Here is a 21,044-nt window from a genome sequence, read left to right on the forward strand (position 1 = left end):
GATTAATCCTCGTAGGAACAAATCTGCTGCCACAATGCTCGACGTTGTTGATTATTCCCGTCAATATCACGCAAATGTGGAGAAACCAATTGTTTATGAACTGGAGTGGGCATGGGTTCACAGCCAGCAAACCAAAGCCATTCAAGATTAGAAAGATCAAACTGCGTCAGTTGAGCAAGAAGAATAAAGCAAGTTTCAGTATTGGCAACGTGAAAACTGCTGATCACTCGCTCAAACATTGCGACTTCAGTTGCTGTAGGATACTCGTCACTCACCAAAACCAAACGGCACGCCGTCGGCAGTTGACTTAGTGATGGCTGATAACCTTGCAGCCTCTCGGCGTGCACCAATTCCCAGCTTTGAATCCCCATTTCCTGAAGATACGATACATGTGACGTTGACATAGAGTTGATCTGATATTGTCGAAAGCTCAATGCTAACAAAGAAGCACTAGCAGACTCAAGCATCGAGCTTTCTCTTGGCGTGATTAGACAGTCAAAGCATAACTCTGAAATTCAGTGCTGCACTCAACTAAACCCGTAGGTGTACCCTCTTCGGTTTCCCAAAGAGTAAAAATTTGGCATTGATTACCGGCCATCGTCAAGGCAGAGTTAGACTCAAAACCAAGTGAAGTCCAAAACTCTGGTTTTCCAGCGGAAATACATCCTGGGTAACCAAGGTCAGAGAGAGAATCTAAGCCTTCACGAATCAGCTGTGAACCAATTCCTTGATGGCGGTATGGCTTACTCACGCAAACCGGAAAAATACCTTGCCAATTCGTCTCTTCACCCGCGATGGTTAATGGCGTAAACATCGCATGCCCAATCACTTCACCTTCATCAGTACAAGCGACCAAAGACAACGTCAGATGACCATTTTCGCGCAGTGACATCACCAAATCAGCTTCCGCTTCTGTGGCAAACACCGATTTTAATAATCGGTCAATTAACAGAATGTCCGCAGGTGCTTCAGTTCGAATAAGCATGAACAACCTCATTATTAGATCGTGCTATAGGCACAGAGAGGCCTTTATGCACAAATTCAGCTAATTGTTGAAGTAAAATCTGCATCGGTTTAGGTAATTGTTCCAAATCGATGCTGTCCATCAAATTTTTCACTTCCAAACCAAGCTCAGTATCGCCTTCAATCAGTAAACGACGCTGAAAGAACAGAGTATCTGGATCTTCTTTGCGTCCGGCTATCAATACTAAATCATTCAGGTTGCCACTGAAACGAACATCTTCAGTCACTTCTTTATTGGCGACTAATAATCGGTCGTTTTGATAGCTAATAAACCAATGCAGATTCATATCGCGAATTTCAACTTTAAGCCACTTATCCGTTAAAAAGGCGAAATCACCGTCATCAATCGCTTCACGAAAGACCATTAACATACTGTCAAGTAAGGCTTTTTTTTGAACAAATTGCGGAATAAAGTGTACCGGAGATCGCAAAATTGACGCTGCATTTTGCACTAATTGAGAACGTATCTTGTTAATCACGAGCATTATCCGTACTGTAGAACAAATAAGGCTCATATTAGAGTAACTCTTGACCATAATTTCTGTTATGTATCAAAAAATCGGCGTCTAATCTGGTCCTAATTGACATTGATAACGCAAAGTTATAGTTAATAAGCTCAAGATTATGTAACATCGTATGAATTGCATTTGGGGAAGTTGGTAGTATTTTCATGCCTGCGCAAACATTATCAGACAATCTGCAGCATTGGTTTGCGAAGTTAACCGCTAATCGCACGTTTTTCTTTGCTATTTTGGATAGAGAGCACCGTTATGTGATGGTGAATGAACGCTATTCAGAATTGGCACAGATGCAACAAAGTGAATTAGTGGGAATGAACGATCAAACCATACTTGGCGAGCATTACTACCGATACTTAAAACCGTTTTACGAACGGGCCTTTCAGGGCGATAGCCAAGAAAACGAGATAGAATTTGAGCATCAAGGCATCAGATTAAGTTTTCTTTTTTCTTTATCGCCGATTGTACAGAATGGACAGATTAGCCACGTTATTTTTCAAGCCATCGATACCTCCGAAAAACACCTGTTACTGCACTCCTTAGACGAATCAGAACAAAAGTTTCTAACGTTATCTACCTTGCTCCAAGATGGACTATTGCTGGTTGAAAACAACACTATTCTCTCAGCTAACCCAGCAGCAGCTCGCCTACTTGGTTTTGAAGATCAAAGTGAATTACTGGGTGAAGAGTTTTCTGTTTTATTTGTTGATAGTCAAACTCATGTAGGTATGTCTCCTGGCTTTATCGAGCAGTTGTCAAGTTCTCCTCTTATTTGCCAAACCAGTACTCGCTGTGGTTTTGAACGCCTATTATCTCTCAATACTGCTTGGACACCCATGTGGGGGCATCATTCTCACTTAGTCCTCATGCAAGAGTACTTACCAACGCCAAGTGAGCCAGTACCAACGTCAATTAACAGTCTCGATATCCATTTAGATCCATTAACTGGACTGTATAACCGTTTAGGCTTTACCAAACGAGTTGATCAATTAATCAAAACCTCAACTCCATTAACCATGCTCTACTTAGACGTTGATAACTTTAAAAATATCAACGATTCACTTGGTCATCATGTGGGTGACAAAGTGATTAGAGAAATTGCAGCTCGTTTAAAACGAATTTTGCCGCCTCATGCCATTCTTGGTCATTTAGGTGCCGATGAATTTGCGATTGTTTGGCCGAATCCCGATCACCATCGAGCAGCAGAAATGCTCTCCGATCGCATTATTGCTTTGATTAACCAGCCATTCGATCTGCATCATTTTACTAAGCGTCTTTCTTGCTCGATTGGTAGTGTTCGTTATCCAGAAAATGGACAAAATGCGCGCGTCTTGCTGCAGAATGCCGATACTGCCATGTACGAGGCCAAAGAGCGTGGGCGTAACCGACTGATCATTTACGATGATCAAATGAATAAAGAAGCCCGAGCAAGATTATGGCTTGAGATCGAACTGCAAAAAGCGCTACAACAAAATGGCTTAGAAGTTTGGTATCAACCTAAAGTAAACGCTAGAGATTTCAGTATTAATGGCGCTGAAGCTTTAGTAAGGTGGAAACATCCTGTTGAAGGCTATATTAGCCCTGCATCATTTATCCCCGTAGCGGAAAAGTCTGGCTTAATTGAACATTTAGGTCGCGTGGTCATTCGTGAAGTATTTACCACGGTAAAACGCTGGCAACAACAAGGCATACTGCCTGGAAGAGTGGCTATAAACTTATCACCAGAACAATTTGGTAATCGTCAATTACTGGATTATTTGGAAAAGCAGTTAAGAGTCACAGGACTTGATCCAAGTTGTATTACCTTTGAGCTTACTGAGACAGCAGTAATGAGCAACAGTGAAAATACTCTGCAAATGCTCAATGCGATAAAAAAACTGGGGTTCAGTCTTTCTATCGATGACTTTGGTACCGGTTACTCTTCATTGGCCTACTTAGCCCGTTTCCCTTTAGATGAGCTTAAAATTGATCGCGGCTTTATCAATGATATTGATACCCTGCCAAAACAAGTGACCGTGATTGAAAACATCATTAATTTGGGTAAATCATTAAACATGACCGTAGTTGCAGAAGGCGTTGAAACTCAACAGCAAGCTGCGTTACTGTCGAATCTGCACTGTAATACGATTCAAGGATTTCATTTCTATCGTCCACAACCGAAACAAGAGGTCGAAGAACTGTTTGTAAAAAACTGCCGTCACAGAAAAGGAAACGGTGAACTTTAGAATGAACTAAACCTAATTTACATCAAATCCTCTACGCAATTTTGTTCATAAAATACCACGACTTATTAGACACAATAGTAATTGAGCCATGGAACTTTTATGTCCGGCGGGAAATCTTCCTGCCCTGAAAACGGCGATCGATTGTGGAGCGGATGCCGTCTATATCGGTTTTAAAGATGACACGAACGCACGCCATTTTGCTGGTCTTAACTTTGCAGGCAAAAAACTCGATAAAGCCGTAGAATACGTTAAAGATCACGGGAAAAAGCTGCATGTTGCGATCAATACCTTTGCCCATCCTGATGGTTTTGAACGCTGGACCAACGCCATTGACCAAGCAGCACAACTCGGTATTGACGCACTGATTGTTGCCGATATCGCTTTGTTAGACTATATCAGTGAACGCTACCCTCATATTGATATCCACCTTTCGGTACAAGCGTCTGCAACCAATAGTAAAGCCATCGAGTTTTATAAAAATAATTTCAATATCAAACGCGTAGTGCTCCCCCGCGTTCTCTCTATCCATCAAGTGCGCCAACTTTCCAACTCAATTCCTAGTGATGTCGAGTTAGAGGTCTTTGCTTTTGGCAGTCTATGCATCATGTCAGAGGGTCGCTGTTATCTCTCTTCTTACTTGACTGGAGAATCTCCCAATACTGTTGGCGCTTGCTCTCCTGCTAAATACGTTCGTTGGCAAGAAACATCATCAGGCTTGGAATCACGCTTAAATGAAGTATTGATCGACCACTACTCCCATGGGGAAAATGCCGGCTATCCAACCCTGTGCAAAGGCCGTTTTATCGCTGAATTAGACGGTCAAACCAAGCGCTACCATGCCCTTGAAGAGCCGACTAGCCTTAATACTCTATCCATGCTGCCGGAGCTGTTTGCCGCCAATATTGCCTCGGTAAAAATTGAAGGCCGCCAACGCAGTCCAGCCTACGTAGAACAAGTGACCAAAACTTGGCGAGCAGCGATCGACCACTACCTCGCAGCACCTGACCAATATCGAGTAGCCCCAGCATGGGATGCCACTTTGGCTAACGTCTCTGAAGGTACTCAAACCACTCTCGGTGCCTATCACCGCAAATGGCAATAATTCGCTTGGAGAACAACATGCGTTACGCACTTGGTCCACTACTCTACTTTTGGCCTAAACAAGACGTGGTAGAGTTTTATCAACAAGCACGAGATAGCTCAGCCGATATTGTCTATTTAGGAGAAACGGTCTGCTCTAAGCGTCGTGAAATGAAGTACGGTGATTGGTTTGAATTGGCAAAAATGTTAGCCCAATCGGGAAAGCAAGTCGTGCTTTCAACCATGGCGCTGCTAGAGTCTCCCAGTGAAATCAATGTGATGAAGAAATACATCGACAATGGTGATTTTGCTATCGAAGCCAATGATGTCTCTGCGATTCAACTGGCAGCAGAACAACATGTTCCATTTATCGTAGGCCCAGCCATTAACGCCTACAACGCCCGCGCATTGAAAATACTGCTTAAACAGGGCATGACACGCTGGTGTATGCCAGTAGAGCTTTCTAGAGAGTGGCTGGTAAAAACCTTAGATCAATGTGATGAACTGGGAATTAGGGGCCAATTTGAAATAGAAGCGTTTGGTCACGGCTATTTACCTTTGGCCTATTCAGCACGTTGCTTTACAGCAAGAGCAGAAAACCGCGCTAAAGATGAATGCGAAACCTGTTGTATTAAATATCCAACAGGGATTATGGTCGACAGCCAAGAAGGCCAACGAGTGTTTAACCTTAACGGCATCCAAACTCAATCTGGTTACTGTTATAACCTAATTAACGATCTTAAACAGATGCATGATCTGGTCGATGTGGTTCGCTTGAGTCCTTTGGGCAAAGTCACATTTGATCATCTACAAGCTTTTCGCTCCAATGAAAATGGCGAGCACCGAATTCATCTCGATCAACGTGAGTGCAATGGTTACTGGCACCAGATTCCTGGATTAGAAGTTCAGCTATAACTAAGGGGAGCAATTTTGCTCCCCTTAGGCTATCTACGGCACTCGGTTGGATAAACTGAACGACTTAATGGTATTTCTCTGCGCACTTCCCACCACAGCATTATCGCCACTACCACACTTAGTGTGATATTCGAAAGTGGGAAAGCGAGCCACACACCATCTAAGCCAAACCAACGTGGCAAAAGAAACAGAAATGGCAGTTGTACAGAAATATTACCAACGGTAATAAACATTGCCTTACGACTGTGCCCCAATGCTTGGAAGTAGGCGCCTGCCACCACCAAAAATCCATCAAAGAACAGGGCAAAGAGATGCAAGTGGATGGCCTCCTCTGCACATTGGATCAATGCATTATCGTCACTGTTGAAGATACCAATAATCGCCGTTGGGAAAAGATTCACGACAGCCACAAAAACGATACCTCCGAGCACCACAATCGACATTGAAAGACGTAGCAAGGTACGAATCGCTTGATAATTTTTTGCGCCATAGTTGAACGACGCAAGTGGCTGCATACCGTTAGCAATCCCTTCTACCGTTAAGTAATACACAGTGATGATGTATCCCAAGATAGCGTAAGCGCCAATACTGACCGAACTCCCATAATACGCTAATTGACTATTATGAAACGCAACCGTCGTGGCACTATAGATATACATGAAGAAGCTCGAGAGCCCAATCAGAACCATCTTAGGTAAATATTGCCATTCCACTTTTAAACATTGGCGAGTAAGACGCAATGTTGCTCGATTAGAAAAGAAATAACGCCCGCCGCCAAGTGTGACCACCATTTGCGACAGTAAGGTCGCTAGTGCCGCACCTTGCAACTGCCATCCCATTACAGCAATAAATAGGTAATCAAAAACGATATTGGTAACCGCACCACTCATCATCAAAATAGTGGCTAAATTCGGGCTATTATCGTTACGTAACAAAAATGGAGTAGCTATAGAACCAAGGGTAAACACACAGCCTACCGTCAATACATCCAAATATTGGCGCGCCAATACCATGCCACCATTATCAGCGCCTTGCCACGCCAGAAAATAAGGCGCACCAAAATAGATAATGACCGCAATGACAGGGGCAACACAGACGAGCGTAATAAGCCCCGTCGCTAGTATGCGCTTAGCACTGTCCCAATCCCCCTCTCCTTGTTTAATCGAGGAGAGAGCACCAGTACCTACCCCTAGTAACATGCCCAACCCAAGCACTGTGGCAATCACAGGCCAAGCTAGGTTGATGCCAGCCAATCCATCGGCTCCCATGTAATGACCAATAAAAATGCCATCAACCACTTGGTATAAACCGTTGACGAGCATCGCTGCCACTGTAGGAATGGTATAACGTAGAAATTGACGATAGACAGGCATAACATCACCGCTCAAGTAGTTAGGCAAGCTAACCACTTGACCTATATTAACTTAATGATTTGTGTAGCAGGGTATCCAAGAAGATAGCTTCTTCATCGGTCAAACGATCGGTCATTTCTAATGCCATTAGAGCATAGACCTTACTTTCATTAGACAAATGTTTTTCCGCTTCTTCGGTTAACTCAAATCGAACAGATCGTGCGTCTTCATGACATAAAATTCGACGAATCATACCGCGACCTTCTAGGCGTTTTACCATAGAAGACGCAGAGGGTTTCGTCACTTCCATTTTTTTGGCTAGATCGGTTAGACGAATCGGCTCACCAGCACTCTGGATCGCTTTAAGATAGTCATACTCGTTAAAACTTAAATGAGAAATTGGATCTTCTTTCCCATGTTTTCGCCAAACTTTGGCAGAAAATCTCTCTAATTGTTCTAAGTTCATTGCCAAACTCATAAGAGCCTCAAATGGTTAGCTTACCTAACTAATTAGTTCAATAATCAGGCGCTAATTATCAAAAAGGCGACTCTAACGAGTCGCCTTTCAATAGTCAATCACTTACTAAAATTATACTTTATCTTCTGTTTCTGCAGCCTGCTTCGCAGCTTTTTCAGCTGCAAGCTGCTCATCTCGTACCTGCTTGAAAATACGTTCTAATTCCAAAAAGGCATAGCGATGCTCAACGTACTCGTACACATTCATCGAGATAGCAAGTTTATAAAGTGAAAGCGCATGGGCTAATTCGCCCTGCATTTGATAACGCTTACCCAGATAGAAATAGGTTTCAGTTAAACGCTGCGCGAGTAACTGATTATCATGGGTATGTTCTAAAATTAGGGTAAAGGCTTGCTGTTCAGAAATTTCATCTAACATCAGAGCAACGATTGTCCAGCCCCATACATCATTATGAGCGCTGTAGCTGGTTAAGAGCTGCTGCTTCGCCTGAATCGGTTCAATATCGTACTGGATGATATAAGTCCATAATGCGTTAAATGGGTCACCTGGGGTCTTATCATCTAATGTTTTCATGTCCTCTAAAGCAAGTTCAGGACGCTCGCCATAATAGAGGGCAACGGCACGATTACGCAGTGCGTACACGTCGTCAGGATTCATTTCTAACGCGGTATCAAATGATTCATAAGCCGCATCATGTTGATCGACGCCAGTGTAGTAAACACCAAGCAAATTAAACACATCTGGTTGCTTTGGATCGATGGCTAGTGATTGAGAAAAATCGAGACGAGCCAAATCTTGTAACCCAACACTGTCATAAGCGTTACCACGATCATTTAGCATTTTGGTTCGCACTTTATCGCTCAGATCTTGTCGTTGCAACAATTGAGTCAACCGAGCAATTTGCACTTCTTGTTGTACTGAATTTTGCAAAGGAACCGCCATAGGTGGATAAATCCAATGCGCCTCTTGTGCGCCTTTTGATACACACCCTGCCAATAACATTACTGCTAGGCTAGTCGATACGGTACGAAACCATTTCACAGATACATACTCCTGTTATCCGGTGGAGAATTATGCTTAGGTAGACTTCACCTTCTACCTTATTGTCCCAATAGTAAAAAAGGGAGCGTAAACGCTCCCTTTATAACATGCTTTAGAATAGAAATGTGAAATTACAGTTCTAATCTAGTCGACAATTATTCAGCTTGGTTGTCTGCTGAATCAGCAACAGTCTCTTCTTCGGTTTTCTCTACCGCTTCTTTCATACTTAGACGAATACGGTTTTGACGGTCGATTTCAAGAACTTTTACTTTCACTTCCTGACCTTCAGTTAGGTAGTCAGATACTTTCTCTACGCGTTTGTCAGCGATTTGAGAGATGTGTACTAGACCATCTTTACCAGGAAGAACGGTAACGAACGCACCGAAATCAGCAAGGCGAGCAACTTTACCAGTGTAGATTTTACCTACTTCAACTTCAGCAGTGATAGCTTCGATACGAGCGATCGCATCTTTCGCTTGAGCACTGTCTGTCGCTGCAATCTTGATTGTGCCGTCTTCTTCAATTTCGATAGTTGTGCCAGTTTCTTCAGTCAATTGACGGATAACTGCACCACCTTTACCAATAACGTCTTTGATCTTGTCTGTGCTGATCTTCATCGTGTAGATGCGTGGAGCAAATTCAGAGATCTCTTCACGAGCACCAGAGATAGCTTGATCCATAACAGAAAGGATGTGCATACGAGCACCTTTCGCTTGGTTCAATGCAATTTGCATGATCTCTTTAGTAATACCTTCGATCTTGATGTCCATTTGTAGTGCAGTTACACCTGTTGATGTACCAGCTACTTTAAAGTCCATATCGCCAAGGTGGTCTTCATCACCTAGGATATCAGACAGAACAACAAAACCTTCTTCTTCTTTAACAAGACCCATTGCGATACCCGCAACAGAGGCTTTGATTGGCACACCAGCATCCATAAGCGCTAGAGATGAACCACATACAGAAGCCATTGATGAAGAACCGTTAGATTCAGTGATTTCTGATACAACACGTACAGTGTATGGGAATTCATCAATTGAAGGCATTACCGCTGCAATACCACGTTTTGCTAGACGACCATGGCCGATTTCACGACGTTTTGGTGAACCAACAAAACCAGTTTCACCTACACAGTATGGAGGGAAGTTGTAGTGCAGTAGGAAGTAATCTTTCTTCTCACCTGTTAGCTCATCAATGATTTGAGCATCACGTTGAGTACCTAGAGTTGCAGTCACTAGAGCCTGAGTTTCACCACGAGTGAACAGTGCGCTACCGTGAGTACGTGGAAGAACGCCAGTACGTACATCAAGTGCACGAACCATGTCTTTCTCACGACCATCGATACGTTTTTCACCAGCGATAATACGACCACGAACGACTTTCTTCTCTAGAGAACCAAGCATGTTCTTAATGGTGTTTTCATCAGTTGCTTCATTTTCTGCAACGATAGCAGCAACTACATCAGACTTGATGTGACCCACTTGCTCGTAACGAGCCATTTTGTCAGTGATTTGGTACGCTTCTACGAAACGAGCTTCTGCCAATTCAGCAATCTTAGCTTTAAGAGCTGAGTCTTCTACTGGAGCAACCCATTCCCATGCTGGAGTCGCAACTTCAGCAGCGAATTCGTTGATCGCTTTGATAACGTTTTGTTGTTGGTCGTGACCAAAAACAACGGCAGAAAGCATCTCTTCTTCAGATAGGATATCTGCTTCAGATTCAACCATAAGAACTGCACTTTCAGTACCCGCAACTACTAGATCTAGACGAGAAGTTTGCAGTTCAGTTTGGCTTGGGTTTAGTACTAGCTGACCATCGATATGACCAACACGTGCCGCACCGATAGGACCATTGAATGGAATACCAGAAATCGCTAGAGCAGCAGAAGTACCGATCATAGTAACGATATCAGGTTGAACGTCTGGGTTTACAGAAACAACAGTTGCAATAACTTGCACTTCGTTAGTAAAACCATCAGGGAAAAGTGGGCGGATTGGACGGTCGATAAGACGTGCAATCAGAGTTTCGCCTTCAGAAGGACGACCTTCGCGCTTAAAGAAGCCACCAGGGATTTTACCGGCTGCGTAAGTACGCTCTTGGTAGTTTACAGTTAGAGGGAAGAAATCTTGACCTTCAACCGCTTCTTTTTTACCAACAACAGAAACGAATACAGCTGTATCATCCATTGTTGCCATTACCGCTGCAGTCGCTTGACGCGCCATTACACCGGTTTCTAGAGTAACGGTATGATTACCGTACTGGAAAGTCTTAACTACTGGTTTTTCAAACATGAGTGTTCCTTTTTCTAAACCTTACGATTTAGTTTTAAATTAATCACTCAGAGCATCACTAATCGCGACTAGTGAAAGAAGACGCAGTTCACGCTAAACGCATACAAACAGCATCTGCTTTGAATAGCCGCGACCACTTGGTCGACTAAGGTGACAGTAATGCAGTGAGTCTTTTACATTCAACAAATTCTTCTGCTGAATGGCGGGTAGTATAAACTACTTAACTGAAAATTTGCCAAATTTAGATAACAAAAAAGGGGCATAAAGCCCCTTTTTCAAACAAACTGATCTTAGCGACGTAGCTCTAGACGTTTGATTAGGTCTTGGTAGCGTCCTAGATCTTTACCTTTAAGGTAATCTAGAAGTTTACGACGACGAGAAACCATACGTAGAAGACCACGACGGCTGTGGTGATCGCCTTTGTGTGCTTTGAAGTGATCTTGTAGGTGGTTGATAGAAGCAGTTAGTAGTGCTACTTGTACTTCTGGTGAACCTGTGTCAGCTTCGCCACGTGCGTATTCAGCAACGATTGCTGCTTTAGTTTCTGCATTCAGAGACATAATTCTCTCCTAAGAGTTAAGTTTATATTTGTGCCAGCCAATCTCTGATTCAGCCGACACGAGGAACGCGAATTATAGAGAATAAAAGGTAGTCCGACAAGAACTATCCTCTCATGTAAAGAGACATTTTTACGCCTCTTGCTCTCCATAAACCACTAAACGTTTTGGAGCAACGCGACCATCAGCATCGATTTCGCCTACACCAAGGAATAAACGCTCAGCACCGCCAGTCATTCGCACTTGCCCTTGCGCTGGTACTCCAGATACTTGCACTGCCTGTCCATGCTGAACTAAGTCGACCAATTCAGAAATCAGGTTAACTTCAGGAAGATTTTGTACTGCGGTATCCATTGGCAACAACAGCGGATCCAATAGTTCTTTAGGTTCAATCTCTTGTTGCTGAGCTTGTTCTAACAGAGCATTTAGCTGCTCTAACGTCACCATGCGCTCGTAAGGGTAGTTTGCCACGCCAGTACGACGTAGATAGATAACGTGCGCGCCGCAGCCAAGCATTTCGCCCAAATCGTCAACGATAGTTCGAATGTAAGTTCCTTTAGAGCAGTGAACTTCCATCTCAACTTCATCGCCCTCAAAACGCAGTAGTTGAATATCGTAAACCGTAATTTTGCGAGCTTCACGTGGCACATCAATACCTTCGCGAGCATATTCGTATAACGGACGACCTTGATACTTGAGTGCTGAGAACATTGATGGAACTTGATCCGTTTCGCCACGGAAAGTCTCAATTTTCTCAAGGAGAGTTTCCCTATCCACATTCACTGGACGAGTCTCAACGACTTCACCGTCAGAATCGGACGTATTGGTTCTCTCACCAAGCTTTGCGATCACTCGATACCGTTTATCCGAATCAAGCAGGAACTGCGAAAACTTGGTCGCTTCACCTAAACAAATAGGTAACATGCCGGTTGCCAGAGGATCAAGCGCACCAGTGTGTCCTGCTTTTTCAGCAAAATAGATGCGTTTTACTTTTTGCAGCGCATCATTTGAGGAGATACCCGTTGGTTTATCGAGTAAAACAACCCCATTGATTGCACGACCTTTACGTCGTCTTGCCATTACTCTTCGTCCTCACGACCAGATTCTTGTTGCTTACGTTTGTCATTGTTGACCACTTCAGTCACCAAGTTAGACATACGCATACCATCAACAAGAGTATTGTCATAGAAGAAACGAATTTCTGGAGTGAGGCGTAGACGGATACGCTTACCTAGCATCATACGAATATGAACTTCATGTTCGCGTAATGCGGTTAAGCAAGAATCTGGAGTTTGCTCACCCACACATAGGAAAGTCACAAACACTTTTGCGTAAGAAAGGTCACGAGACACTTCTACGTCGGAAATAGTAACCATGCCAAGACGTGAATCACGAACTTCACGTTGAAGGATCATGGCCAATTCTTTTTGTAATTGCTGAGCCACACGCTGTGTACGGCTAAATTCTTTTGGCATATCTTTTCTCACTTACAGAAAGAATGGGGGGTTGGTTAACCCAGCCCCCCATGGTGTATTCAACAACCTATTATTGCCTTTACGTGCAATTATGGTCGATTAGTCATCGATTGAACGTTGAACTTCGATAGTTTCGAATACTTCGATTTGGTCACCGACGCGAACATCATTATAGTTCTTAACGCCAACACCACATTCGTAGCCGTTCTTAACTTCTGAAACGTCATCTTTAAAGCGACGTAGAGATTCTAGTTCACCTTCAAAGATTACAACGTTGTCGCGTAGTACACGGATAGGAGCGTTACGTTTAATCAAACCTTCCGTTACCATACAACCTGCGATAGCACCCAGTTTAGGCGACTTGAACACGTCACGAACTTCAGCAAGACCAATGATCTCTTGTTTGAAGGTCGGAGCAAGCATACCGCTCATTGCTTGTTTCACTTCATCAATCAATTGGTAAATGATTGAGTAGTAACGTAGATCCAAGTTCTCAGCTTCAATTGCACGGCGAGCAGAAGCATCAGCACGTACGTTAAAGCCTACGATAATCGCGTTAGAAGCTGCCGCTAGAGATGCGTCAGTTTCAGTGATACCACCTACGCCAGAACCTACGATGTTAACTTTAACTTCGTCAGTTGACAGTTTACGTAGAGAATCTGAAATCGCTTCAACAGAGCCTTGAACGTCAGCTTTAAGAACGATGTTCAACTCAGCAACATCACCAGCAACCATGTTAGAGAACATGTTTTCTAGTTTCGCTTTTTGTTGACGAGCCAGTTTCACGTCACGGAACTTACCTTGACGGTAGTTAGCCACTTCGCGAGCTTTACGTTCGTCACGAACAACTGTTGCTTCATCACCTGCAGCAGGAACGCCAGAAAGACCTAAAATCTCAACTGGAATAGAAGGACCAGCTTCTACTACTTCGTCACCACGCTCATCAGTCATCGCACGTACACGGCCATATTCTTGACCACATAGAACGATATCGCCTTTGTGCAGAGTACCTGATTGAACCAATACTGTTGCTACTGGACCACGGCCTTTATCTAGACGTGATTCGATAACCACACCAGACGCCATACCTTCTCTAACCGCTGTTAGTTCAAGAACTTCAGCTTGAAGAAGAATCGCTTCTAGAAGTTGATCGATGTTAGTACCTTGTTTTGCAGAGATGTGAACAAAGATGTTCTCACCGCCCCACTCTTCAGGAATAACTTCGTAGTTAGCCAGTTCGTTCTTCACGTTATCTGGGTTAGCGCCTTCTTTATCGATCTTGTTCACTGCAACGATCAAAGGTACGCCAGCCGCTTTCGCGTGTTGAATCGCTTCAACAGTTTGTGGCATTACACCATCGTCTGCTGCTACAACAAGTACTACGATATCAGTCGCTTGAGCACCACGAGCACGCATTGCAGTAAATGCTGCGTGTCCAGGAGTATCCAAGAACGTAATCATACCGTTTGGTGTTTTCACATGGTATGCACCGATGTGCTGTGTGATACCACCAGCTTCGCCAGAAGCAACGTGCGTACGACGGATGTAGTCAAGTGTTGAGGTTTTACCATGGTCAACGTGACCCATGATAGTAACTACTGGAGCACGAGGAGAGGTGTCAGCAGATTCATCACGGTCAGAAAGCACTGCTTCTTCAAGCTCGTTTTCTTTACGTAGAATCACTTTGTGACCCATTTCTTCCGCTACAAGTTGCGCAGTTTCTTGGTCAATCACTTGGTTAATGGTCGCCATTGCGCCCATCTTAATCATCACTTTAATGACTTCTGTTGCTTTCACTGCCATTTTCGCAGCTAGCTCAGAAACCACAATCGTCTCACCAACAACAACATCAGACTTAGCTACAACAGCTGATTTATCAAAACCATGTTGCATTGAAGTCGGTTTAGTGATGCGACCTTTACGGTTTTTAGAGCGAGGACGTGAGTCACGCTCCTGACGATCGTCACGAGAAGACATTTTTCTCTTATTTGCCTTCGTGGAACGACGGGCACCTTCATCACGACGGTCTGCCTCATCTTCAGCTTCACGAGCATAACGTGAAGTCGTCACGTGGTAATCTGTATCTTCTTCCATATCACCCTTTTTCTCATCATCAGCAGACCAACGCTCTGCGTTTTTCTCAGCCAGTTTGCGTGTCTCAGTTAGCTGACGTTGGCTTTCTAATTCAGCCTTACGTTTCGCTTCCTCTTCCTGACGACGTTTTAACTCATCGGCTTCTTTACGCGCTGCTTCCTGCAAAGTTTTATCTTCTACGGAGCGCTCACGTTTCGCTTGGTCTTGTGCGTCACGTTTCGCTTTCTCTTCTGCGTCACGTTTCGCTTTTTCTACTGCTTCTCGCTTAGCCTTTTCTTCAGCTTCACGTTTTGCCTGTTCTTCGGCTTCACGTTTAGCTGCGTCTTCTGCTTCGCGTTTCGCTAGCTCTTCAGCTTCACGTCGTGCTGCTTCTTCAGCATCCGCTTGACGTTTAGCCTCGTCTTCAATGGTACTGCGCTTAACATACGTACGTTTTTTGCGCACTTCAACCTGAATATCTTTACTTTTACCACCACCCGCATTCACACTCAAAGTACTGCGTTTCTTGCGTTGTAGTGTAAGACGGGTTGGCTCATTGCCTTCCCCATCACTATTCCCAGTGCGTAAGAAGTTAAGCAATTGTTGCTTTTCACCTTCAGTGACGCTATCTGAGCTTGATTTAGGCATACCAGCCTCAGCAAGTTGTTCTAACAAGCGGTCAACTGGCGTACCAATTTCATCACTCAGTGCTTTAACTGTTTGTTGTGTCATGCCGCTTTCTCCCCTTGCCGAAATTATGCGTCTTCACCAAACCAGCAGATGTTACGGGCAGCCATAATTAACTCACCAGCACGCTCTTCGGTTAGACCCTCGATGCCTTCTAAATCGTCAATACCTTGGTCAGCAAGATCTTCCAGAGTTACTACACCTTTGGCAGCCAATTTAAAGGCTAATTCGCGCTCTAGACCTGCAAGATTCAATAGATCATCAGCAGGTTCAGCGCCGTCATTTGATTCTTCTTTTGCTAAAGCAATTGTCGTCAGAGCTTGTTTCGCACGAGTACGCAGCTCATCAACAAGATCTTCATCTAGACCATCGATATCCAGTAGTTCATTGACTGGTACGTAAGCCACTTCTTCTAGAGTAGAGAAACCCTCTTCCACCAATAGTTCAGCGAAATCTTGTTCAATATCTAGATATTTCATGAAGCTTTCAATTGCAGCCATCGATTCTTCTTGATGTTTTTTCTGCAGATCAGCGACTGTCATGACATTCAATTCCCAACCAGTTAGTTGAGAAGCTAGTCGTACGTTTTGACCATTACGGCCAATCGCTTGTGCTAGGTTGTCAGCTTCAACAGCGATATCCATTGAATGAGCGTCTTCATCAACGATGATAGATGCTACATCTGCAGGAGCCATAGCGTTGATCACAAATTGCGCTGGGTTATCATCCCAAAGCACGATATCGATACGCTCACCACCAAGCTCACCAGATACAGCTTGAACACGTGCACCACGCATACCAACACAAGCACCAACTGGGTCGATACGTTTGTCATTGGTTTTTACTGCAATTTTCGCACGAGAACCAGGATCACGTGCAGCACCTTTCAATTCAATTAGCTCTTCGCCAATTTCAGGAACTTCAACACGGAACAGTTCAGCCAACATTTCTGGTTTAGAACGTGTGATAAACAGTTGGAAACCGCGTGCTTCTGGTTTTACTGCGTAAAGCAGACCACGAACGCGGTCACCAGGGCGGAAGTTTTCACGAGGAAGTTGATCTTCACGAAGAATAACCGCTTCAGCGTTGCTACCAAGATCTAAGATAATGGTTTCACGGCTTACTTTTTTTACTACGCCCGTTACCAACTCACCTTCATTGTCGATGAATTGTTCAACGATTTGCGCACGTTCAGCTTCACGAACTTTTTGTACGATAACTTGTTTAGCCGTCTGGGTTGTAATACGGTCAAACGTTACAGATTCGATTTGATCTTCAATGTAGTCACCTAACTGCACTGACTCATCATCATATTGAGCTGCTTCTACAGAGATCTCTTTTGTTGGATTCTCAACATTCTCAACTACCAGCCAGCGACGGAAAGTTTCAAATTCGCCAGTTTTACGGTCGATAGCAACACGTACGTCAATTTCAATCTCGTACTTTTTCTTTGTTGATGTTGACAACGCGATTTCTAGCGCTTCAAAAATACGCTCACGAGGTACTGCTTTCTCGTTAGAAACCGCCTCAACAACCGCTAAAATTTCTTTACTCATTTTTATAGCCTCTAAGACTTAAAATTTAGGGATCAGGTTCGCTTTTGCAATATTGCTTAATGCAAAGTGTTCTAGTTGCCCATCAACAGTAATCGCAACGGTTTCTCCATCAACAGAGTCAATGACGCCTTTCCATTTACGACGGTTACCAACAGCCATTTTAAGAACAACGCTTACCTCGTGACCAATAAATTGCTCGTAGTGTGCTGCTTTAAATAGTGGCCTTTCTAAACCAGGAGATGACACTTCTAGGTTATAAACCACAGAAATAGGATCTTCTACATCCAGAACAGCGCTGACTTGATGACTTACTTCTGCACAGTCATCCACTGTAATGCCATTTTCATGGTCAATAAAAATACGTAATGTCGAATGCTGTCCTGCACGAACAAATTCTAAACCTACTAATTCGTATCCTGAAGCCTCGACTGGAGCTTCAAGCAATTCAGTAAGTTGTCTCTCTAAACCAGTCATTTCAACCACTCCAGAAACAAAAAAAGGGCATAGAGCCCAATTTAAATTCCAAGCAACCACCTGAATTTTTCAGTTGAAGAAATTCAGATAACAAAAAACCCCGATAAGCCGGGGTTTTTTGATGCTGGACCCTGATAAATTGAGAATTCCTTCTCAATTGCAGTGAGGTTAGCACTGCCAAACTTGCATCTAAATCTAAGAAGATTGGTTGCGGGGGCCGGATTTGAACCAACGACCTTCGGGTTATGAGCCCGACGAGCTACCAAGCTGCTCCACCCCGCGTCCGACTGAGTACGCATTATACGCATAACTCTGTGTTTTACAAGTTTGTAAACATGGTGCCGAGAGGGGGACTCGAACCCCCACACCGAAGCGCTAGCACCTCATGCTAGTGTGTCTACCAATTTCACCATCTCGGCTAAAACCTTGACTTATCTAAAATCAGATAAGTTATTGAGGAATTTCGTCGCTGCTTGATTTCTCAGCTGGAACTTCACTCGCAGACTGTGCTGCATTATCACTAGCTTTCTGTTCTACAGTTGTTTGACCTTGTGTTGGGTCAACCCACTTAGATTCAGTTTTGTGTGTAGATAGATTACCTAACACCAAGCTAGCAACTAAGAAAATAATCGCAAAAATTGCTGTCATTCGGGTAAGGAAGTTACCTGAGCCACTCGCGCCAAACACTGTGTTTGAAGCACCAGCACCGAATGAGGCTCCCATATCTGCGCCTTTACCTTGCTGTATCAACACTAGGCCAATGATACCAACCGCTGCCAACAGGTAAATCACAAGTAGAGCTGTAAACATAACATCCACCTATGTTCCAAATTGTTGAGCCAGCGCCATCCTAATCATCCGACTCGAACAAGGCTAGCGACCTCCCATTGGAAGGCGGAGCTAATACTAACGAAAGCCATTCCAACTGACAAGGGGAATTTCATAAAAAATCTATCACCCATGACTGAACGGTCAAAAAAAAGACAAAAGTAATAGTAAAACAGCTAATCACTGGATTCTTAACAACAAATTTTCATTAAGAATCCAGTTATAACAAGCTTTGAACATAAATCGCACTAGGTAAAAGCTACTCTAGTGCCAAGATCTCAGCAGCTTTCTTTTACAACATTAGCAATAGCAAGGGCCGAATTCTGAACTAACTCAGCGTCTTCGCCTTCAACCATAACGCGAATAAGAGGCTCAGTGCCTGACTTACGCAGCAACACTCGACCTTTTTCGCCTAGCTCACTTTCAACTTTAGCCACGGCAGCCAGTACTTCTGTTGCTTCTAGAGGGTTACCATTACCACTAAAACGCACATTTTCGAGTACTTGAGGATAGAGAGTCATGCCTTTAGATAACTCATGCAATGGCATATCGCTATCAACAATAGCAGTAAGAACACGCAATGCGGAAACAATCGCATCGCCAGTCGTTACGCTATCAAGCAGAATAATATGACCCGAATTCTCAGCGCCAATATTCCAGCCTTTTTCTAGCAGTTTTTCCATTACATAGCGGTCACCAACAGAAGCACGAACAAAAGGAATACCTAGCTGTTTAAGACCATTTTCCATACCAAGGTTAGTCATTAGTGTACCAACAACACCGCCTTTTAATGTGCCACGACGTAATGCATCGCGCGCAATAATATAGGCTAATTGGTCACCATCGACTTTATTGCCTTTGGCATCCACCATAATAAGACGGTCGCCGTCGCCATCGAACGCGAGACCTAAATCGGCATTTTCTGCAACAACACGCTGCTGAAGTGCACGGACATCAGTTGCCCCCACTTCATCGTTAATATTGACGCCATTAGGCTCAACACCCATTGAAATAACGTCAGCACCTAGCTCTTTAAAGACATTAGGAGCTATGTGATAAGTCGCGCCATGAGCACAGTCAACCACCAGTTTCAAACCATTGAGGCTTAAACGGTGCGGGAAGGTACTTTTACAAAACTCGATATAACGTCCAGCGGCGTCAACTAAACGAGAGGCTTTACCTAACTGAGAGGATTCAACGCACTCAATAGGCTTGTCCAGTTCAGCTTCAATCGCCAGCTCTACATCATCCGGTAACTTGGTCCCTTCGGAAGAGAAAAACTTAATGCCATTATCGTAATACGGGTTATGCGATGCAGAAATCACAATCCCCGCTTCCGCTCTTAACGTCTGCGTCAAATATGCAATTGCTGGTGTTGGCATTGGTCCAGTAAAAATAGCCTTTAGACCAGCGGCGGCAAGACCAGCTTCTAAAGCCGATTCCAGCATATAACCGGAGATACGAGTATCTTTACCAATAATCACTTTTTTCGAGCCCTGTTTTGCTAAGACTCGACCAGCTGCCCAACCTAATTTAAGTACGAAATCAGGGGTAATTGGGTATTCCCCTACTTTACCGCGTACACCATCGGTACCGAAATAGCGTCTTTCCTGAGACATATCTAGCCTTTAACCTCGTTGAAATTACTTAATGTCATCTGAACGATTTTCATCGCTTCTACTGTTTCTTCAAAATCATGGACTCGAATAATATGAGCCCCTTTACTGGCGGCAAGTGTGGCACACGCAACGCTTGCAACCATGCAGTCTGCTGGCTTTTTATCAAGTAATTTGAACAACATCGATTTACGTGACATCCCTGCGAGGATGGGTAATCCATATTGGTGAAATGACTCCAAATTAGCCAATAGTTTGTAGTTATCCTCGATCGACTTACCAAAGCCAAAACCTGGATCAACTATGATATTTTCCCGAAGGATACCAGCCTTTTCACAGGCAGCAATACGCTCAATCAAAAACTGGTGTACTTCAGACATGAGATCATCATATTGCGGGTTAACCTGCATCGTTTTTGGTTGCCCCTTCATATGCATAATGCATACAGGAACTTGAGCTTTAGCCACAACGTCAAGGGCACCAGGCTCTGTTAATGAGCGAATATCGTTGATAAGGTCAGCACCTGCTTCAAGCGCTTGCTTCATCACTTCGGCTTTGCTGGTATCGATAGAAATCCACACATCTTGATTGTGTTTGCGAATCTCTTGAACAATCGGCACCACCCGATGAAGTTCTTCCTCTAATGAAACTTCAGGGGCACCAGGTCTAGTAGATTCGCCACCAATATCAATAATCGTCACGCCTGCTTCTATCATCGCTAAAGCACGGCTTAATGCGGCTTCGAGCTGTGTGAAACGACCACCATCAGAAAAGGAATCAGGTGTGGTATTTAAGATCCCCATCACGTGCGGACGACTGAGTTCTAATGTTTTAAATGGCGTATGAATATTCATA

General features: G+C 43.8%; 19 protein-coding genes and 2 tRNA genes. 3 read left to right on the forward strand and 18 right to left on the reverse strand.

The window, feature by feature from the left end:
* Positions 1-2: 2 nt before the first annotated feature.
* The 3 genes from OCV11_RS13840 to ubiT form a co-directional block, all read right to left on the reverse strand.
* Entirely contained in the window at positions 3-404 is a 402-nt protein-coding gene (locus OCV11_RS13840; protein ID WP_261893536.1) for a DNA polymerase III subunit psi, read from the reverse strand.
* Positions 405-487: 83 nt separating this feature from the next.
* The gene (locus OCV11_RS13845; RefSeq protein WP_315972736.1) at positions 488-985 is read right to left on the reverse strand and encodes a GNAT family N-acetyltransferase; all 498 of its coding nucleotides are present in this window, start codon (positions 983-985) and stop codon (positions 488-490) included.
* On the reverse strand, positions 969-1,502 hold the full coding sequence (gene ubiT, locus OCV11_RS13850) for a ubiquinone anaerobic biosynthesis accessory factor UbiT (protein ID WP_261893538.1): 534 nt from the start codon (positions 1,500-1,502) through the stop codon (positions 969-971). Before ubiT ends, OCV11_RS13845 begins: the two co-directional genes overlap by 17 nt.
* Before the next feature lie 191 nt (positions 1,503-1,693).
* Here ubiT and OCV11_RS13855 point away from each other — a divergent pair, with 191 nt between their 5' ends.
* The 3 genes from OCV11_RS13855 to OCV11_RS13865 all read left to right on the forward strand — a co-directional run bounded on the left by OCV11_RS13855 (position 1,694) and on the right by OCV11_RS13865 (position 5,761).
* Positions 1,694-3,766, forward strand: a complete 2,073-nt coding sequence (locus OCV11_RS13855; protein WP_261893539.1) for a sensor domain-containing protein — start codon at positions 1,694-1,696, stop codon at positions 3,764-3,766.
* Positions 3,767-3,854: 88 nt separating this feature from the next.
* Positions 3,855-4,868, forward strand: coding sequence for a ubiquinone anaerobic biosynthesis protein UbiU (gene ubiU / locus OCV11_RS13860; protein WP_261893541.1), 1,014 nt, complete (start codon positions 3,855-3,857; stop codon positions 4,866-4,868).
* 17 nt (positions 4,869-4,885) lie between these two features.
* Positions 4,886-5,761, forward strand: coding sequence for a U32 family peptidase (locus OCV11_RS13865; protein WP_373332794.1), 876 nt, complete (start codon positions 4,886-4,888; stop codon positions 5,759-5,761).
* A gap of 29 nt (positions 5,762-5,790) precedes the next feature.
* On the opposite strand, the gene OCV11_RS13870 is transcribed toward OCV11_RS13865, so the two are convergent.
* The 15 genes from OCV11_RS13870 to folP all read right to left on the reverse strand — a co-directional run bounded on the left by OCV11_RS13870 (position 5,791) and on the right by folP (position 21,043).
* Positions 5,791-7,134, reverse strand: coding sequence for an MATE family efflux transporter (locus tag OCV11_RS13870; protein ID WP_261893543.1), 1,344 nt, complete (start codon positions 7,132-7,134; stop codon positions 5,791-5,793).
* Positions 7,135-7,180: 46 nt separating this feature from the next.
* Entirely contained in the window at positions 7,181-7,591 is a 411-nt protein-coding gene (locus OCV11_RS13875; RefSeq protein ID WP_261893544.1) for a MarR family winged helix-turn-helix transcriptional regulator, read from the reverse strand.
* A 111-nt stretch (positions 7,592-7,702) separates the two neighbouring features.
* Positions 7,703-8,632, reverse strand: a complete 930-nt coding sequence (nlpI, locus tag OCV11_RS13880) for a lipoprotein NlpI (RefSeq protein WP_261893545.1) — start codon at positions 8,630-8,632, stop codon at positions 7,703-7,705.
* A gap of 155 nt (positions 8,633-8,787) precedes the next feature.
* Positions 8,788-10,923 carry a polyribonucleotide nucleotidyltransferase gene (pnp, locus tag OCV11_RS13885; RefSeq protein ID WP_261893546.1) on the reverse strand — a complete coding sequence of 712 codons (2,136 nt, stop codon included), beginning with the start codon at positions 10,921-10,923 and terminating at the stop codon, positions 8,788-8,790.
* 290 nt (positions 10,924-11,213) lie between these two features.
* Entirely contained in the window at positions 11,214-11,483 is a 270-nt protein-coding gene (gene rpsO / locus OCV11_RS13890; protein WP_261893548.1) for a 30S ribosomal protein S15, read from the reverse strand.
* Between the two features lie 129 nt (positions 11,484-11,612).
* Positions 11,613-12,560: a tRNA pseudouridine(55) synthase TruB gene (gene truB, locus OCV11_RS13895; protein WP_261893550.1), complete on the reverse strand. Its 948-nt coding sequence runs from the start codon at positions 12,558-12,560 to the stop codon at positions 11,613-11,615.
* A complete protein-coding gene (gene rbfA / locus OCV11_RS13900) occupies positions 12,560-12,955 on the reverse strand; it encodes a 30S ribosome-binding factor RbfA (protein WP_261893552.1) in 396 nt (131 codons plus the stop codon). The genes truB and rbfA overlap by 1 nt, the downstream gene beginning before the upstream one ends.
* A 99-nt stretch (positions 12,956-13,054) precedes the next feature.
* The gene (gene infB, locus OCV11_RS13905; protein ID WP_261893553.1) at positions 13,055-15,760 is read right to left on the reverse strand and encodes a translation initiation factor IF-2; all 2,706 of its coding nucleotides are present in this window, start codon (positions 15,758-15,760) and stop codon (positions 13,055-13,057) included.
* 23 nt (positions 15,761-15,783) lie between these two features.
* Entirely contained in the window at positions 15,784-17,271 is a 1,488-nt protein-coding gene (nusA, locus tag OCV11_RS13910) for a transcription termination factor NusA (protein ID WP_261893555.1), read from the reverse strand.
* 18 nt (positions 17,272-17,289) lie between these two features.
* A complete protein-coding gene (rimP, locus tag OCV11_RS13915; RefSeq protein ID WP_261893556.1) occupies positions 17,290-17,745 on the reverse strand; it encodes a ribosome maturation factor RimP in 456 nt (151 codons plus the stop codon).
* Positions 17,746-17,950: 205 nt separating this feature from the next.
* Positions 17,951-18,027: transfer RNA gene (locus OCV11_RS13920), tRNA-Met, on the reverse strand.
* Between the two features lie 54 nt (positions 18,028-18,081).
* A tRNA-Leu gene (locus OCV11_RS13925) sits at positions 18,082-18,164 on the reverse strand.
* Positions 18,165-18,195: 31 nt separating this feature from the next.
* Positions 18,196-18,555: a preprotein translocase subunit SecG gene (gene secG, locus OCV11_RS13930; protein WP_261893557.1), complete on the reverse strand. Its 360-nt coding sequence runs from the start codon at positions 18,553-18,555 to the stop codon at positions 18,196-18,198.
* A 296-nt stretch (positions 18,556-18,851) separates the two neighbouring features.
* Complete coding sequence (gene glmM / locus OCV11_RS13935) at positions 18,852-20,192, reverse strand: phosphoglucosamine mutase (protein ID WP_261893559.1); 1,341 nt, start codon at positions 20,190-20,192, stop codon at positions 18,852-18,854.
* Positions 20,193-20,194: 2 nt separating this feature from the next.
* Positions 20,195-21,043 carry a dihydropteroate synthase gene (folP, locus tag OCV11_RS13940; protein ID WP_261893561.1) on the reverse strand — a complete coding sequence of 283 codons (849 nt, stop codon included), beginning with the start codon at positions 21,041-21,043 and terminating at the stop codon, positions 20,195-20,197.
* Between the last annotated feature and the right edge of the window lies 1 nt (position 21,044).

The sequence above is a fragment of the Vibrio porteresiae DSM 19223 genome (assembly GCF_024347055.1).
Taxonomy (GTDB): domain Bacteria; phylum Pseudomonadota; class Gammaproteobacteria; order Enterobacterales; family Vibrionaceae; genus Vibrio; species Vibrio porteresiae.